This window comes from Clostridium sp. AM27-28 (assembly GCF_003480955.1).
Lineage (GTDB): Bacteria > Bacillota > Clostridia > Lachnospirales > Lachnospiraceae > Otoolea > Otoolea fessa.
In genome coordinates this window covers 13,011-30,214 of record NZ_QUJT01000004.1, presented here as the reverse complement: position 1 = coordinate 30,214, position 17,204 = coordinate 13,011, and the positions used below count along the sequence as shown (strand labels likewise).

The window sequence follows — 17,204 nt, the reverse complement described above, 5'->3', positions numbered from 1 at the left end:
CGGATTTTTAATCAATCGGGTACAGCATCTTCTCATATTTCTTCGAGCGCAGCTCATCCTTCTCTATATAGTAGGATTCCAATGAAAGCTGGCTTCTCTCCTGCTCTTTTTCAATCGCCTGCACTGCTTTTTTGACCGCAAAATAGCCCGCGTCAAACTGGTTTGTTACCACCAGCCCCCGGATTGTCCCCTTGTCAAGCTGATCCAGCAGGGACGGCATCATCCCGACGCCGTATAGCCCGGAAATGTATTTTCCGTACACGCTGCTTCCGCCGACAATCTCCGCCGCCTCCGCTGTGCTGGCGAAATCCAGTGCCGCCACCACCGCCGTGCCGCTGCCCGGATAAACTGTTTTTTCAATGACGGAACGGTAAGTATCATCGGTGCCGCGCGGCACAATGGTATAGGAAAAGCCCTGTTTTTCCAGCACCTCCGTCAGCCCCTGCTTCATCTCCCCCGCCTTGCCGATATATGGGTTATCTGCAAAGATCCAGACAGGAAGATCGGGGCTCTGTTCCGCCGTAATCGCCTCGCCCAGCTTTCTCCCGGCTGCCGTCCAGTCCATATGAACCGCCCCCTTGACCTCCTCATCCGGTGATAATTCACCCAGCAGGATAATCGGCGTTCCATATGTATTTTCTTCCAGATATTGGCGGCATTCCAGCTCATCAACCGGCTCCAGTATCACTGCCCCGGCACCGTCTGCCGCTTCCCGGCGCACCAGCTCCATCTGCTGTGCCAGATTATCCTTTTCATACAGGGTAATAAAGCTGACATCTACATTATACTCAACCGCCGCCTGATCCACGCCCTTGCGGAAGTTGACGTAATCATCATCCGAAGTATCGCTGATAATCAGGGACACCGGGTAGACCTCCACCTCTTTTTCCTTGATGATCCAATCCGTGGAGGAAAGGAGATACAGCAAAATAAGTCCCACACACAGGATTCCCCAGAGCACCAGCTCCTTTTTTTTTCTCACTCCATATCGCATTGATCTGTCGCCCCCACTTTTACACTTTCTTCTCTTCCAGCACTTTCTCGTAAGGCACTGCCGGAAGATGAATCTTCACCGCGGTTCCCTCATCCGGCTCCGACTCGATCGAAAGACCATATTCCGCGCCGAAATACAGCTTGATCCGCTCGTTGACATTGCGTACCCCGATGCCGGATCCGCGCTTGGATGCCACGTGCGCCGTATCGGTAAAGAGGCTCTCGACCTGTTCCTCCGTCATGCCAAGCCCATTGTCCCGCACCTCCAGATACAGCTCTTTTTCCTCCTGCCAGGCGCGCACGAAGATCTCACCGTCGCCGTCCATATATTCCATGCCATGGTAGATCGCATTCTCCACCAGCGGCTGCAGCATCAGTTTTAAACTTGCAAGTTCCAAAACCTCATCATCTGACTCGATCGTATAGGTAAACTTATTTTTAAACCGCATCTGTTGGATCATCAGGTAATTCCGGACGTGTTCCAGCTCATCCTTCACAGTAATTAAGCTCTTGCCGCGGCTTAAACTGATACGGAAGAACCGCGCCAGCGCCGTCACCACCTTGACCGCCTCCGTTTTCTGCTCATTTTCAATCATCCAGACAATGATATCGAGCGTATTATAGAGGAAATGCGGATTGATCTGCGACTGCAGCGTATCAAACTCCTGCTTGCGTTTCGCCTCATGCTCACGCACAATATCCTGCATCAGGAGGCGGATCTGACCCGCCATATCACTGATCGATTTTCCCAGATGGCGGATCTCATACGAACCGCCGATGTACACCGATGCGCTTAAATTGCCCGCCTCCAGGACGCCGACCGATTTTTCCAGCTCGCGGATCGGATTCGTGATCCTCGATGAAATATAAGAGTTAATCAGAGCCAGAATGCACAAAATGAGGGCAATGACAAATACGATAAAAAGCCGGGTTTTGATCGTGTTGAGCGACACGGCATTTTCCGGCGTCACCCCGACCACCTTCCAGCCTGTGTAGCCGATCGTCTTGACCGTCGCCATCCGCTTTTTTCCGGCAAATATCTCCTCATGATTTCCGTCCGAATAGCCGGCTGCCTGTCCATTGTTCTCCTGCACCCAGCCGGAATCCAGAAGCTGCATCTGCGGGTGGTAAAGAATCTCGCCATTTCCGCTGATCATATAGAAATAACCGCCGCGCCCCGTCGTGATGCCGCCAAAGAGCTGTTCCAGGCTCGAATAGCGAATATCGACCAGAAGGACGCCCTGCGAGGTCGAGGTTCCGTGTGTCAGTTCGACCGCCCGCGATAGCGAAATGACCCATCGGTATTGATTTTCCGCATTGTCAAACACATACTGTACGTGCGGCAGGGAAAAATGCTGGTTTTCCGTCCGGTTTAAGGCGCTCCGGAACCATTCTTCCTGCGTCACATCCACCTCATTTTTCAGACGCACCGCCGGGACTGCCTCCAGAAGCGCCCCATCCTCCGAAAACAGGGCAATATTCTCCACATTATCCTTATTATTATCGTAGAGAAGCGTAAATTCACTTCCAAGCGACTGGCTCGACAGATCGGCATTCTTGATCGTGCCATAATAAAGCGAGTCGGACAGCTTCATGATCGTGCGGAGATACGACTCCACAGAGCGCCCCACCTGCGCGATCAGGTTCTGGCTCTCCTCCTGTACTACTTCCGTGACCTGCCGTGACATTCTCTGGTACAGCGACAGGGAGATCAGTACACTCGCCGCCAGCGCCGTGATCGTAAAATAGATAAAGATCATCGACCGGATGCTGGCATCGTCAAAGAGCTTTTTCTTCCAGATCGTCCTTTTTTTACCCATTATGCCTCCCCGCTCCGGTGTGCCGTGCGGTACCGCGTCGGGGAAACACCGAATTTTTTCTTAAATACGTAACTGAAATAGTTCTGCTCCGGGTAGCCGACCTTTTCCGCGATGATATACGTCTTGTCGTCAGTTGCCATCAGAAGCTCGACCGCGCGCCCCAGCCGGACATCGGTCAGATAGGCGATGTACGCCTGTCCCGTCTCCTTCTTAAACATCGTTGAAAAATACGCCGGGCTCATATGCAGATGGCGGCAGATCTTCTCCACCGACAGATCCGGATCTTGAAAATTGTCCTGAATGTACTGCTTCGCCTCGCGGATCACGTTTTTTGTCGTATTGCTCCGCTCTTCTTCCATTCCGGCATTCATCTTGAGCGCCACCTCGGTCAGGTACGGGCGGACATTCTCCATCTTCTGGACGCGCCCCAGAATCTCGAAATAATCATTTTCCACGCCAAACATCTCGCTGATCCGCAGATCATACTGCTGGGAGAGCTGTGTCAGCACATTGATGATCGCAAGCACATACGCCTGATACTGGCGGTAATGCACCCGCGCATCCTCCATCCGGCTCACAATCCCGTCTATCACGGAACGGATCTTTTCCTTCGGTCCAAACTTGACTGCCGCTATAAGCTCCGACTCCATCCGGCTGTCGAACCGGAGTTTTTCATGCCCGGACGGCTCCATATCGCCGATGCAGATCACACCGCCGGAACCTGTGATCGCACGGTAACCGAGCGCATTGAGTGCCGTGTGGCACGGGCGGCTTAAATCCGTCAGCGAACTGCAGCTCTCACCCACGCCGATCGTAACCGATACCTCCAGAATTTTCTTCGTCTCCTTGCAGATATCGCCCAGCAGGGCAATCAGTCCGGTCTGCGTATTGTCTTTGTCGATCGCCACCAGAAGGATCGTCTCAAAGGAAGAGTGGAACACAATAAAACGGTACTGCCCTTCCAGTTTTTCCTCAATCAGATTGCGGACGGAAATCGGAATCAGCTCCCGCTGCTGATGCAGCGAAACTGCCTTGTCCACCTTCTCATCCGGTTCCAGATGGATCGCCGCAATCACCCATTTGACCGCACCCGCAACGTCGATCGCATATTCGTTCAGTTTTTCCTCAATCTGCGCTTCCTCCATGCCGCCGTGAATCAGGTCATTCAAAAAATGTTCCCGGATCGCCGGAAGACTCTTGATATAACTTTCCCGAAGCAGGGTAACATTCCGCTTCTGCTCGATCTCCTCATCGAGATTTTTCTTGATTTTCTTTAAAATCGCCGTCAGCTCTTCGACATTGACCGGCTTTAAAATATATTCGATCACATTGAGCTTGATCGCCTTTTTGGCGTACTCAAATTCATCAAAACCAGAAAAAATCACGATCTTGATGGACGGATATCTCTGCCGTATATTCTCCGCCATCTCCAGCCCGTCCATATATGGCATCCGGATGTCTGTCAGCACAACATCCGGCTCATTCTGCTCGATCTTTTCCAGCGCTTCCTTCCCGTTCTCCGCATCCCCGATCACCTCGAATCCGGCATCCTGCCAGTCGATTTTGCGTATGATGCTTGTCCGTACTTCCTCCTCGTCATCTACCAGCATGATTTTATATGGGTTCATATGGATTCGTCCTTTCAGTTCCTGATGCAATGTTGTTGTGAGCCAGTTTGTCTTAGGACTCTGGAGCTCTGCTACGGTATCCCCATTCCAGCTTTCCCTGACACCTCATGAGGAAGTGGCTGGGCAGGCTGGAATGAGGGGAATTTCTTTCTTTACATTATACCACATCTTTCTTTATTTGTGAGTTTGTGATTTTTCACTGGCAGGTTCCAATTTCTGTAAAGGCGTGCTTCGTCCCCGGGTGCGGGAACCCGGTTCCACACAGCGTCTGCATCCAGTCCGCCGTCCGCGGCAGGCGAGACAGTCTTCATCTATTTCATAAACGGCATTTCCATCAATGATCAGCCGGGTGTTCATAGCTCTGAATCCTTTTCTTTCTTATTTTTTATAATATACTATATGTGGTTTTTCCTGTCCCGGAGCTTTTTTTCTTTAAACATTCCCGTTCTTTTTCGGTTCCAAAAGTGCCTACCCGTGAACCAAAACGTCTTTTTTTCCTCTCATCTGCATATATTGAGACAAAGATTTGGGAGGTTTTTTTCGTGAACCAAGATGTTTCTCTCAAAATGACCGAGTTAGACCGCTTGACCTCACTCCCACATATGCAGCTTGTCAAGGCGGCGCTTCCCTATATTCACATCCCGGAACAGCGTTTTTTCTCCCTGTTTGTGAAATTCCGCGAACTAGAAAAGACGATGCAGCTATTTGCTGATCCGGCCGACGGTGAGATCGGAATCTGCTCGGTGGGCGAACGCGACAAGGATTCGCCGGTTGATATGCTGAAAGCGATCAAGCCGTATGGCACAGAGGAAGAGCAAAGTTCGATCGATCTGGTCTTAAATTTTATCGAAGGTTCCCGCCTCTATGAATCCTACTGGCAAAATATGCCGCAGACAGCATCCTTTCCGACTTCGCAAGATATCCAGAATGATTCACCCAATTCTGATGCAGTTCCGGCATCTGTTCTTTACCCGCAAGCCGAATATTCCCGCAGACAGAAAAAACCCACAGACCGTGCATCTGGCACATCCACTTCAAACAGACAGGAGGCACACACTATGGAATTTCAAAACTGGAAACAGGATCCGAGACTCCGCTCCATGGATCCAGACAAAATAAAACAGATGGAACAGTTAGCCGATCAGGCAAGAAACACGCCGCAAGACAAGCTTCTGCCGCTTCTCATGAGTCTCCGGGGCAGCAACGGTTCCCCGCAATTCTCAACCTCAGAAATGGACACTCTTTTTTCGATCCTGACAGACCAAATGCCCCCAGCGCAGAAACGGCAGGCGGAAATGCTGCGGATGCTGAGCCAGCAGATGGGCGGGGCAAATAAATCATAAAACCAGAGTTGCCACTGCTATTTTTCCAAATCATGCTACAATTCATTTCGATAATGGGGAGCTTGTGATGCAGGCTGAAAGGGAACCAAAAGTTCCGACCCAAAACCTGATTTGGATAATGCCAACGTAGGGACAGATATTTTGAGACACCTGAGCGCCGGATATTGTCCGGCGTTTTTGGGTTTCATTAGGAAATTATGTCCTATGAAACAAAAAAACTCATCTGGGGGTTCCTATCTGCTTCCAGATAAAAATCCCCAAATGAGATCTGACTCTCACAGCCTATCTAATTAGTAATTTGCTAAATCGCTCTCATCCTGCACCACCACAATCTTCGTCCCGGTATCCACCTGGCACACAACCTGTTTCATATCTTCCTCCGGAATACTGATGCATCCGGAAGTTCCCGTATTATTCCAGCTCTTCGGGCAATGCAGAAAGATCGCCGATCCCTTTCCCGGTATACACTCCGGATTATAATCCAGTACCAGGCCATAATTATACTGCGGCGCCTGCGCCATCAGATCCTCCGCCGAATTCCAGTCCTTCTGTACCTGCTTCGTATTTGCCAGCTTGTTATAATACTGGCTGTTTCCGTCATCCACATAATAATCGCCGTCCACAATCTGGTGATACGGCAGAATCGTTCCCGGATTTGCCTTCAGGCCAAATGCCATCGTAAAGCGGTACACACCCGCCGGCGTCTTCTTATCGCCCTCCTGCTTCTGCATCGTGATACCGTTCATGCCGCTGACCGCTTCTTTCGACATCACCTGCACCAGTTTTCCATCTGCATCGCGTTTATACCAGTCCAGACGGCTCTTCGCCGGATCCTGGCGGTTGCCAATCACCACAATCAGCTGCGTTGCATCCTTCGCCGCCTCCAGTGTATTTACATCCCCGTTGTAGCTTGCCGTAAGCGCCGGTCCTGTCGCTTTCTCCGCCGCCATCGCAGCCGCCGGAGCTGCCGCACTCATCAACATGCCTGCTGCCAATACTACCATTGCTTTCCGCTTCATTCTCAATTTCATCTTATTTATCTCCTATTATTTTATGTATCTGAATTTCACTCAAAAATCGGCTGCTTTTATCTTTCGCACACCTTTTTCCACACACTCTGTCAGTTCCTGCCACTTTCCAGTCCAGCCGCCTGCAGCATCGCCTTTCCAAAAATATGATGAAACAGCGCAATCACGCGCCCCACCAGCATGACAGCACAGACCGTTCCAATGCCGATTCCCACCGGTTTTCCCGCAAACAAAAGCCCCATGAGCAGTGACAAAACGATACAGGTTGCATCGACACAGTTCTTCATCAGACCTGTGTCGATTCCAAAGGTGTCTGCAAACACCTGCACCAGACCATCGCCCGGATTTGGCACCAGCCGCATTGACAGGGACATCGCCGCGCCGATGCCTGTAAAAATCAGGGCAAGCATCAGCACTCCCAGGCGTCCTAAAAGTCCAGAAGCCGCCGGTCCACATTCTTCCAGCGGCGGTATGCACGCTGAAAATACATTCAGAAATCTTGTAAATGCAATACTCAATGGAAACTGCAGAGCATCTTTCATAAGCAAGCTGCGTCCTGCTTCTCCTTTCTCCCGCAGATGAATCGCCGCCTGAATCAAGACAAAGATACCATACAGGACAAAGGTCATATCACCAAAATTCCGGTTCCAGATCACGGACGCTGCATACGAAAGTGAAATAATCGGCGACACTCCGAGTCCTGCTTTGGTATTGAGTGTAAGCCCCATCGCCAGAATCAGAAGCCCCATCAGATAAAAGCCCCACCGTGCTGCCCCGCTTCCCGTCGGTTTCTCCGTCATTTCCATGTTGTGATTCAAGATTTCCTCATCTCTTTTTCTTAATATTTATTAAACCTATTCTATTATAGATCCTCCTCTTTCCACTTGACAAGCGCTTCCTGTATTCTAAATCTTCCAATTTTCTTACGAAATAAATATTCCAGCCTGCCTACATTCTACAATCACAGCCTACATCTTACCATTGCGCCCCATTGAACCCACGACAAATTTCTGCTGCCACCAGATTATCTTACAGCACTTTCCGTTCTCTTTACTTTTTCCATCCCCTATGCTACACTAAACTCATGATTTTAGCTGTATCAAAGGAGTTTTATACATATGAAAAAAGATATGACCGAAGGGCGGGAATGGTCCTCCATCCTGCTCTTTTCCCTGCCCATCATGGGGGCAAACCTGCTGCAGGTTTTGTACAACCTCGCTGACAGCGTGATCGTCGGAAACCTCATCAGCGCGACCGCCCTTGGAGCCGTCGGACTGACCAGCTCCATGACCTGGCTTCTGACCGCCATCTGCACCTCCATCGGTGCCGGCGTCAACATCGCAGTCGCCCAGTATTTCGGTGCCAAAAAAGAGACGGATATACAGGAATCCATCTCCGTCTCCTATCTGATTGCCGTGATCGCAAGTATATTTTTAACTGCCGCCTGCTTTCTGGCAGCCCGTCCAGTTATTTTCGGCTTTTTGCAGGCACCGGAAGAAATGCGTTTCGACAGTATGGCATACTTTCTGATCTACAGCGGCGGAATTATTTTCCAGCTGCTCTACAATGTCACCTACGGCATCCTGCGGGCACACGGGGATTCGCGCGGCGCGCTCATTTTCCTGATGATCTCCGCCGCCCTGAACATTGTGCTGGACTGTGTGTTTATCTCCATCTTTCATATGGGCGTCTCTGGCGCGGCTGCCGCGACCGTGATCGCACAGGCAGGTTCCGCCATCGCCAGTTTCCTGTATCTGCGGCATATTTTCCCGGATCTGCTGCCGAAACGGCGTTATCTCTGCGCCTGGAAGGGACAGGGGGCGCTGCTGATGCGCCTGAGTATTCCGATCATGCTGCAGACGGGCGTCAATTCGATCGGTTTCCTCATCCTGCAGCGTCTCATCAACTCCTTCGGCGCTCCCAGCATCGAGGGCTACGCTGCCATGCTGAAGGTCGAACAGCTCGCGCACATCCCGTCCCAGAGCTTTAACGTCGCCATTTCCAGCTTCGCCGGACAGAATATCGGCGCTGAAAAACTGGACCGTGCCCGCCGCGGCTACCGCACCACCATCCTGATGGGCGTCCTGATCAGTATCTCCATCAGTATCGTAGTTCTGCTTTTTGACCGGCCGCTTCTCCAGATCTTCAACATCACCGGAGAGTCCCTGCGGCGCGCAAAGGAACATCTCGACATCCTGATGTTCTTCATCTGGACCAGCACGATCACCAACATCACCTGCGGTTTTCTGCAGGGTGCAGGCGATGTCAAGATCCCGGCAGCTTCCGGCTTCATCAACCTGGGCATCCGCCTCGCGCTCTCCTTCCTGCTGGCGCTCACCCCGGTTGGCTTCCGCTGCTACTATGTGAGCATGCCGCCCGCATGGCTGATCGCCTGCTTCGTAGTTGTGATGCGCTACCGGAGCGGAAAATGGAGGGAGTTTCGAATTGTAAAAGAGTAAGAAAAAGGATGGAAGAATTTACTTTGGGGGTGATTTCTTCCATCCTTATTTCGTTTAAAGCTCTTTTTCGCGTTTTACCCGCTCCTAAAATTTTAGCACACTACTATCTATAAAACACAAACTCCATTTTTACCATGCACATTCCACTCCACGCGCACACCGCTGCTGCCAGTGCCCGGTATGTAAACACGATATGGATATAAGAATGATTCACAAACACACTATACCAGGCAAACGGAATCAGGCAAATCATAAGATATGGCAACATACATAGGAAGAGCTCCCGCCAGCCACTCCGAACATGCAGGCTTTGTCTATTTCTCCACAGCATAAAAATCGTCAACAGAAGAAAGACAACCGCCGCTAATACCAGAACACCTATAAATCCGGCACCTATATTCCGCATAAATACCATCACTCTGGAAAAATGATTTTCTCCATAGCTGCTGGAAACGCGGACCTGTGCCTGCGAAACGGCATCTGCCAAAACATTCTGACGTAAAATAATCGAAGAAATCAGCCATTTTCCTGCCCACATGCCAAAATAGCCAAATCCCCAAACGACTGAACCAGCCACAATCTGCCGAATCTTCTCTGCAGGCGCCGTTTTTTCCTGAATCATCATAAAAACAGTCAGTAATACCCCTAATGAAGCGACCGGATATGTAAGCAAATCCGCGTATGCAATCACAATCCCATTCATCAAAAACAGATAAAGAAAATGTCCCTCCCTGCACATCCATTTCTGAAAATAAATACACACAATAACCGACAGCATCGTCGGGTAAAATACCGTCGAAAGCTGCAGCGAATGAATAATCGCTAATGGACGCAAAAATAAAATCGTAATCCCCAACGGCAGGAACAACTGATATTGTTTTCTTTTTATTATAACCAACACCAGTAATAATATTGTAACCGCAAAAAAGACTGTATTAATTGACCGTATACCCAAATAATCGGTTACCATCAAAAGCGGCCTAAGCGCCACCAGATAGCCATGCCAATAACGCGGGTACGCAATACTGCCAACGTCCTCCTCCGCCTTCACGTATGCATCTAACGAAGTAATCGGATCTCCATTCTGATAATCTGGTCGGTAGGCTGCAGCCGCGCGGTTCAGCGCACTGGCATCTTCTTTCTGATAACAGGCATTTCCAATCATAAGCGCATCCGTCCAGTTATCCAGCTGATCCGCATATGTATAACCAACCGCCGCACCTATCCCTTCATAAGAAAATGTTTCCGCCGATCGGGCTGCATGCGTCTGGGTCAAACGATCCGGCAGCAAAAATACGCACCATAGTAAAAATATGCCTGCAAACAGACTTGCAAGCAGCATCAAACATAATTTTGCACTTATCTTTAGAAATTTCATACTCTCTCCCAAGCAACGGTGTACAAGGGGTACAAACAAGATTAAAAAGAAAAGATAGATTTGAAAGTAAGTAGAGTGGGATAATCCAGAAGTTAGAGCTTAGATTTTCCACTCTACTTGAACGTGGTCGCTAGTTGCGCTGATTGAAATAATCAGGCCGTCAACGGCTTTCCTTTTGTCGTCAAATTCAATGCTGTCCCAATGGTCGAGGTAATAAGAGAGTTCCTGCTCCTTTTGGGGTGACATTGTTTCAATGGACATTTCCGCAATCTCCTTTGAAATGGTCTGGCGGCGAGTGTCCAGTTCTTCAATTTTTTTGTTAGCATAGGCAAGAAGTGTTGCGTTGGCTCCGGTTAGCGTATCAAGTAGTTTTTCAATCTCGGCTTCAACTTGCGCCAGTTCAATTTGATGGGCGGTCAGTTTGGGATTGACTTTTTCCTCCCGGCTATGGCGGACTTGAAAATTTTTAAATCTCGCCCGCATAGCACTGAAAATAAATTCCTCAAATTCAGATTTACGGATTTTACCACAGCCCGGGCAGCCTTTATTTTCAGTCCGTTTACTACAGCGAAAATAGCCTTCGCTGTTCGGAACGTGTGTTGCCTTTAAGGCATATCCGCAACACCCGCATTTAACTTTTCCGGCAAGCCATGTATTTTTCGGCTTACGTCCTTGTTGAAAACTCTTATTTGTCATTAGCTTCTTCCTGCATTTCAGCCATACATCAGACGGTATGAGCGCTTCATGTGGAGCGATTACAAGTATCTGGTCTTTCAGGCTCCTGTCTTTATCCTCCTTCACGTCCCGGCCCTGATAGAGATAACAGCCATTGGTTCCGGCAAAATCGGAAGCGTCATTGACAATAGCCGCCCCCTGGCTTTTAAAAAATTCGTAGAGTTCTAAATCTGCTTGTGCGTAAACAGGATTTCTTAAAAGCTGTGAAATAAAGGTACGGAATAGCGATTTACCGTAAACTTTGATGTTCTGTTCCTCAAAGTACCGTGTAATGTCACCAAAAGACGTTTCCGGCTCGGAATACATTTCAAACATGAGCTTTACATATTGGGAAGTTTCGGGGTCTGCCACCATCTTTTTTGTGCGGATACCTTCAACCACTGTCGGCTCCAACTGATAACCATAGGGGGCCTGTCCGCTCATGTGAAAACCTTTCAGGCACCGGGAGTAGTAAGCGTCCGTGACGCGTTTCTGGATTGTCTCACGTTCAAGCTGTGCGAATACGATACAAATATTCAGCATGGCCCGCCCCATTGGGGTTGAGGTGTCGAACTTTTCTGTGGACGAAACAAACTCCACGTCATATTCCTGGAACAGCTCCATCATGTTTGCAAAGTCCAGAATGGAACGGCTGATTCTGTCCAGCTTATAAACGATTACCCGCCGCACCCGGCCCTTTCGGATTTCTCCTAACAGCTTTTGAAACTCCGGCCTGTCCGTATTCTTCCCGGAATAGCCTTTATCCTTGAATACTTTACAGCTTCCGCCTTTCAGCTCATACTTACAAAAATCAATCTGGCTTTCAATGCTGATACTGTCCTTACGGTCTACCGACTGTCTCGCGTATATACAATCTTCTCTGATAATGTCCATATTGGGCTCCTTCCGTATGGAATGGAGCTACCAACCTTACAATTATATTATACCATAGGCAGCCCCGGACAACAATGTTGCGGTTGATTAGTAAAATCTGTCCGTGTATTTACTGAACACATCATATAAGTGATTTTCGATTTCTCTTTTTCGCTTGTTCTTTTCATCCGGGGATAGTACCGGAATTAGATTTTCCAATACGATAAGTTTCCCTTGAAAATATACGGATTGTTTTTCGCTTTGGTATGTAACAGATTGAACCATCGAAAACCTCCACTTTTCAGTACGGATGAACAGCGGCCAGCTTCCCTCTTGTCTGCTGGGGAAACCTAAAAAAGCGGCTCCCTGGAAGGAACTGCCCTTTGAGCTTTCCCCAGCCTCGGGCCACGTTGGCCCGAAGCTAATAATCGCCGTTATAATATTTCTGTTCAGCCTCGTTGAGTGTGTATAAGTCAAACACTCCATAAAGCTGATTTACTACACGGCTAATATCTTTATGGGTGAATCCACAGTCCTGCATGGCCATAATCACATAGCCCCGGCAGGCGTCATTACTCCATATATTCAGCGTTAATTCTGGACTAGATATATTTTCCTTCATAAAATTCTCCTGTTCATAGAAAAATATGGGGCCCAGCCAGAACGGTTGCCCTATCATCAGACAGTAATAGAGGAAGGGCCCCACAGGTTAGAAAGTTTTTTCAGATAGACCGGACGGACAGTTGGCTTTTTGTCCCATAGCATTTCAGCTCTCCCCATTCTGATGGCAAGGCGATCTCATTACCTGCGACGGCTCACGGTTCGCAACACCGCTGCACGCTCGGATTGTGACTAATCGCAAGTATCCGGGTTTTGTGTTTTGTCCGGCAGACCTGCCACAGTCTGCCTACGGCATGGGCCTGGTCGCTCTCTCTAGTGTAAAAATAGAGGTCATGGCGGGCCTGTCACTGGACACAAGCACCCTTCGTATCCGTCTATCTTTTATTCAGTTTTCAATCTGCGTGAGGCGTGTCCCGCTTCGGGCCAATGTGGCCCGAGGCTTTGACTGCCTCTCATAAGCCATTTCATTTTTGAGGCGAAATCGGTACACCTTATAAAAATTTTTTTAAAATTTTTTCCAAGTTCCGAAGGCCGCGCTCAATGGCGAGCCGCACGACCTTTTCATCCACACCCTCGGCCCGGGCAATGTCTTGTTTCGTCAAGCCGAGAATGAAATGAGCGTAAATGCGCTTTGCCTGTTTGTCGGGCAGTCGTGAGATGGCGGTATAGAGTTCTTGTATCGTCACTTTACGCTCATACAGTTCATAGGGAGAGAACGCAACGAAAAGCGCCTCATGCTCAATTCCATCATTCCGATCCAGGGAGTAATAGGCTTTGTGCCGGTATGTACGCAGACGGTAAGCGGCTTCCTTCCGGTCAAACTCCTTGAACATTTCAACAACATCTTCTGGTACTTCCATAAAGTAGTCTGACGTATAAAAAGGGTAATAGTCCCGTAAATTTATAATAGCCATATTGAACCTCCGCTTTGTTTTGTGATGGATGGACAACAAAACAGAAGCGGCGGGGAGCGTATATGTAGGCTGAAATTTCTGAAATTTTCAAAAAATAACAGTGAAAAATCTATAAAATAGTAAAGATGGCTACTCGTTCTAAAAAAGCCTCGACAGCTTATCTCAAGACTGGCTCTGTTTCGATAGCAAATCCTGAAATAAGGTGTCGAACATAAAAAAAGCTCAAACAAATAACAGCTTGTTTGAGCCTTAAAAAAGTTTAAATTGGAATAAAACTCCTCCCATCTAGGAGGAGGTAAAGCAAAAGGGGCGTTGCTTCATCTATTTTTTCTCAATAATCTAACTCATGTTATTAGCAACCTCCGCGTAAAAATCTCGTAGTTCTTTTATTATCATATAATGTATTTTTTGCAAAATTTGTCGTAGATAGGAGGCAAAAATAAAAAAATAGAGTAGAGGATATGTTAATGGTTAACGTACCTCTACTCTATCTAATTGTTACTAAAAATTTTCTTTTAAAAAGGTTGTTACAAAACAGACTCAATTTACTATATATAGTATATGTCAATTATTAAATCTACCATATACAGAACATTACTTTTCTCTTTGCAACAACCCTTTTAAATTGTATAATTGCTTTCACTTAATCAGCATTATTTTTTATCTGATTGAATAGCCATCCTATAATTCGAGCTATACAGTATAAAACACCAAGTCCAAGGACGGAGCATACAACTAGAAAAAATATAGACATTGCCGACATATTTACATCAACACCTTTTTGAATAGGACTCTACTTATATTATTCTTAATTTAATACGGTAGAAACTTCTCCATTAAAAACTTCCGTTCTTAAAGCGAAAGAAAGTGTTCCTACTCCGCCGACTACATTTGCTCTCATAGAGCCAGTCACTTCGGCCGCTTTGCTTGAGGTAGATGTTGCACGGCCAATGGCTAAACTTTCATCTTCAACCGTTCCGCCAACACAGTAGGTATTTAAATCACGTGCATTAGAAATTTTCCACTGGCTACCACTCTTTGATAAGTCAAATCTGTAATCCATACCTGCGACACCCCAAAATGCATCCGATTTCCACGTTCCTTCAGTAGCAGGATCACGAGTTAAAGGAGGCGTATAGCTAAGTGTCACTGTTACCGGCTGACCGTCCTTCTCGAAATGTAATGTTTCCGAATAGGGCTGGCTTTCGTCAAAATTATTCAGATCGACACTGAATGTTTGTCTCTGTTCTGGAGAATCAGCAGCAAGAGCACTAAATGCGCTACCAACTACCATGAGACTCAGCGCTACCAACAGACCCAATGCCTTTTTCAAACCTTTCTTCATAAATGACCTCCTTGAGACTTTACCATAGTAACAAACTCAGATTTTTTAGCGCCCACCATTATGTAAGGCACTATTCTCTCAAATTCTCCTCCTCTATAGCCCCAATGGTATCCCTCCCTTTACTAATCGGTTATGAGCTTTTTATAACTAACTGTAGTATACCACAGAATCCCTATATATGCAATATAATCTAAAAATGGTAAATAAAACTTAATAAATTGTTAATTATCAACATATATCGTATATTTTTCTGATATAAAAACCGGGTATTCAAGTTTTGTGTTTTGATGTTTGAGTTAAAACGATAAAAAGAAAGAGAACTTGTTGATATAAAAAAAATATCATTCTTTTTGCATAAACATATAAAAACTCGAAAAGCGATTGATAAATCACCGAAAATTTGTGGCGAATTTTCTTAATATAGATATTTTAAGGAGGTATTGCGTAAAACAATAGATGTTGTATAAACTCAATAATCTTTTTTGCAGTATATTGCTAAATAGCTAAATGGCAAGCAATGCCTCTGTGGCCACAAGTGGCACAAAGGCTGCTTGTTGGGGCTCGCCCCAAACCCATATCTTCGGGCCAACATGGCCCGAAGTGTCAGCGTCGCTTTGCTCCTTATTTTCATAACCTTAACGCTCCTTTTCCTGCTTTCTTCCCGGCTCGGTGTAGCCCATCAGAGTGTCAATGTTCGCCTTGATTGTGACGATCTCCTGCATATCCCGTCGTGCCTTCTGGTATTCTCCATAGAGCTGTTTTTTCTTTGCTGTGAGCTTACGGCCTTCTTCCTTCAGCACATCCATTTTGGGGAGCTTTGCCCCGCCCAGCAGAGAGCGCATTTCCGCTTGTGCAACCCGGTACAGTTCAAGGTCGGCCTCATGCTCCGCAAGGAATTTCCTGCTGTACTTCGTCGCCTTATACTGCTCAAAGACTGGGCGGGTTTTGGCATACTGAACCGTTGCAGCCTTTAGCCCGGCATTGGTTTTCATAGCCTGTTCCGTCTGCTTGACCTGCTCGGAAATAGCATGGAAACGGTCTGCCGCCTCGGTGGCTTTCTGCGCCAACTGCTCATAATCGGTCAGGTTATTGTCCTGTATATAGGCAAGAGCGGCGGCCATCTGCTTAATGTTAAATACCTTCGCCCAGCGTTCATATCCAGGCCCCTTACCGGCAGCCAGCTTTGCTTGAATATCCACCGCCAGACTGATTTTCCGTTCCGAGCGCCCGGGGCGTTTTTCTTTGCCCTCAATGGCAGACAGAACATCTTGCAAGTCGTAGCCGTCTCCCAGCGTGGAAGCCCGCAGACGGGTAAAGCGTTCCTGTCCCTGCCCGGTCAGCCGGAAACTGATACCGCCGCCCCGAACCGTCTTGACCTCATATCCGGCCCGCTTCATCAGATTGAGAAATTCGTCCAGATCAGCGGGGCGTTCCGCCAGCGCAGTATCAATGGCAAGGCGCAGTCTGTCCTGATAGGAAAGCGGCCCTTTTCGTTCTTTCTGCCATTCTCCATAATTCCGATACTTGCCCTTGCTCCGGGGCTTCGGGTTCTCTACAATGGACAGCCCGTTTTCAAGGCACAGCCTGTCAGAGAGCCGCCGGAGGGCGAAGCTGGAGCCCCAAAAGTTTCGGAATTTCCGGGTGCAGTCAAGGGTGGTGGAGTTGTAATAAATGTGACAATGGATGTGCTGCTTATCGGTGTGCGTGGTAACGATAAAAGCGTGCCGCCCCTTTGTCCAGCGCATAGCCAGCTCATAGCCGATACGGTTCGCCTCCTTCGGGGTGATCTCGCCCGGATAGAAGGATTGTCGTATCTGATAGCACAGCACATCATTTTCTTTTTTCTGTTCCCGGCCCGTCATAGCGGCATAGCTGGCTTTTGCCAAAAGGAACTCGTCCGCCACGGTGGCCGGATCACATTCATAAGCGGAGATATACTTTCCTCTTTCTGTTTTCTCCGGGTCCTTGCCATAGTCCAGACAATCCCGGATTGCCTCGGCAATCGTTTCGCCTTCGCCCGCATGGCGCTGCAACAAAGTTGTGGTAGCCAGAAATCATCCCTCCTTTCCATGAGAAAAGGGCGGCCCA

Annotated in this window: 13 protein-coding genes and 1 riboswitch; of the genes, 2 read left to right on the top strand and 11 right to left on the bottom strand. The window is 48.1% G+C overall.

Annotated features, from left to right (window positions below; all coding sequences use genetic code 11):
• Positions 1-7: 7 nt before the first annotated feature.
• From DW720_RS05875 to DW720_RS05865, 3 genes are read right to left on the bottom strand one after another with little or no spacing between them, the layout of a single operon-like run.
• Positions 8-982, bottom strand: coding sequence for a substrate-binding domain-containing protein (locus tag DW720_RS05875; protein ID WP_107001676.1), 975 nt, complete (start codon positions 980-982; stop codon positions 8-10).
• 31 nt (positions 983-1,013) lie between these two features.
• Positions 1,014-2,813 carry a sensor histidine kinase gene (locus DW720_RS05870; protein ID WP_118749367.1) on the bottom strand — a complete coding sequence of 600 codons (1,800 nt, stop codon included), beginning with the start codon at positions 2,811-2,813 and terminating at the stop codon, positions 1,014-1,016.
• A complete protein-coding gene (locus DW720_RS05865) occupies positions 2,813-4,441 on the bottom strand; it encodes a response regulator (protein ID WP_107001617.1) in 1,629 nt (542 codons plus the stop codon). Before DW720_RS05865 ends, DW720_RS05870 begins: the two co-directional genes overlap by 1 nt.
• Positions 4,442-4,983: 542 nt before the next feature.
• On the opposite strand from DW720_RS05865, the gene DW720_RS15925 reads away from it, so the two are divergent.
• Positions 4,984-5,784, top strand: a complete 801-nt coding sequence (locus DW720_RS15925) for a hypothetical protein (RefSeq protein WP_243023702.1) — start codon at positions 4,984-4,986, stop codon at positions 5,782-5,784.
• Positions 5,785-5,828: 44 nt separating this feature from the next.
• Positions 5,829-5,934, top strand: a riboswitch (TPP riboswitch).
• A gap of 140 nt (positions 5,935-6,074) precedes the next feature.
• Here DW720_RS15925 and DW720_RS05850 read toward each other — a convergent pair.
• Both DW720_RS05850 and DW720_RS05845 read right to left on the bottom strand, forming a co-directional pair.
• Entirely contained in the window at positions 6,075-6,815 is a 741-nt protein-coding gene (locus tag DW720_RS05850) for a L,D-transpeptidase family protein (protein ID WP_118684549.1), read from the bottom strand.
• Positions 6,816-6,904: 89 nt separating this feature from the next.
• Positions 6,905-7,630, bottom strand: a complete 726-nt coding sequence (locus DW720_RS05845) for a DUF6198 family protein (protein WP_243023701.1) — start codon at positions 7,628-7,630, stop codon at positions 6,905-6,907.
• Positions 7,631-7,930: 300 nt separating this feature from the next.
• Here DW720_RS05845 and DW720_RS05840 point away from each other — a divergent pair, with 300 nt between their 5' ends.
• Positions 7,931-9,271, top strand: a complete 1,341-nt coding sequence (locus DW720_RS05840) for an MATE family efflux transporter (RefSeq protein ID WP_118684547.1) — start codon at positions 7,931-7,933, stop codon at positions 9,269-9,271.
• A 103-nt stretch (positions 9,272-9,374) separates the two neighbouring features.
• On the opposite strand, the gene DW720_RS05835 is transcribed toward DW720_RS05840, so the two are convergent.
• The 6 genes from DW720_RS05835 to DW720_RS05810 all read right to left on the bottom strand — a co-directional run bounded on the left by DW720_RS05835 (position 9,375) and on the right by DW720_RS05810 (position 17,167).
• A complete protein-coding gene (locus DW720_RS05835) occupies positions 9,375-10,649 on the bottom strand; it encodes a hypothetical protein (protein ID WP_118467379.1) in 1,275 nt (424 codons plus the stop codon).
• A 99-nt stretch (positions 10,650-10,748) separates the two neighbouring features.
• Complete coding sequence (locus DW720_RS05830; RefSeq protein ID WP_107001168.1) at positions 10,749-12,257, bottom strand: recombinase family protein; 1,509 nt, start codon at positions 12,255-12,257, stop codon at positions 10,749-10,751.
• A gap of 400 nt (positions 12,258-12,657) precedes the next feature.
• The gene (locus DW720_RS05825; RefSeq protein WP_107001169.1) at positions 12,658-12,858 is read right to left on the bottom strand and encodes a hypothetical protein; all 201 of its coding nucleotides are present in this window, start codon (positions 12,856-12,858) and stop codon (positions 12,658-12,660) included.
• 490 nt (positions 12,859-13,348) lie between these two features.
• Positions 13,349-13,771, bottom strand: a complete 423-nt coding sequence (locus tag DW720_RS05820; RefSeq protein WP_107001170.1) for a sigma factor-like helix-turn-helix DNA-binding protein — start codon at positions 13,769-13,771, stop codon at positions 13,349-13,351.
• A gap of 808 nt (positions 13,772-14,579) precedes the next feature.
• Complete coding sequence (locus tag DW720_RS05815) at positions 14,580-15,116, bottom strand: hypothetical protein (RefSeq protein WP_107001171.1); 537 nt, start codon at positions 15,114-15,116, stop codon at positions 14,580-14,582.
• Positions 15,117-15,751: 635 nt separating this feature from the next.
• On the bottom strand, positions 15,752-17,167 hold the full coding sequence (locus DW720_RS05810) for a relaxase/mobilization nuclease domain-containing protein (RefSeq protein WP_107001172.1): 1,416 nt from the start codon (positions 17,165-17,167) through the stop codon (positions 15,752-15,754).
• Positions 17,168-17,204 lie beyond the last annotated feature (37 nt).

Bases quoted from the DNA above. Each gene is read 5' to 3' on its own strand.
- DW720_RS05830 (WP_107001168.1), bottom strand. From the start codon at position 12,257: ATGGACATTATCAGAGAAGATTGTATATACGCGAGACAGTCGGTAGAC.
- DW720_RS05815 (WP_107001171.1), bottom strand. From the start codon at position 15,116: ATGAAGAAAGGTTTGAAAAAGGCATTGGGTCTGTTGGTAGCGCTGAGT.
- DW720_RS05870 (WP_118749367.1), bottom strand. From the start codon at position 2,813: ATGGGTAAAAAAAGGACGATCTGGAAGAAAAAGCTCTTTGACGATGCC.
- DW720_RS05840 (WP_118684547.1), top strand. From the start codon at position 7,931: ATGAAAAAAGATATGACCGAAGGGCGGGAATGGTCCTCCATCCTGCTC.
- DW720_RS05835 (WP_118467379.1), bottom strand. From the start codon at position 10,649: ATGAAATTTCTAAAGATAAGTGCAAAATTATGTTTGATGCTGCTTGCA.
- DW720_RS05825 (WP_107001169.1), bottom strand. From the start codon at position 12,858: ATGAAGGAAAATATATCTAGTCCAGAATTAACGCTGAATATATGGAGT.
- DW720_RS05865 (WP_107001617.1), bottom strand. From the start codon at position 4,441: ATGAACCCATATAAAATCATGCTGGTAGATGACGAGGAGGAAGTACGG.
- DW720_RS05850 (WP_118684549.1), bottom strand. From the start codon at position 6,815: ATGAAATTGAGAATGAAGCGGAAAGCAATGGTAGTATTGGCAGCAGGC.
- DW720_RS05820 (WP_107001170.1), bottom strand. From the start codon at position 13,771: ATGGCTATTATAAATTTACGGGACTATTACCCTTTTTATACGTCAGAC.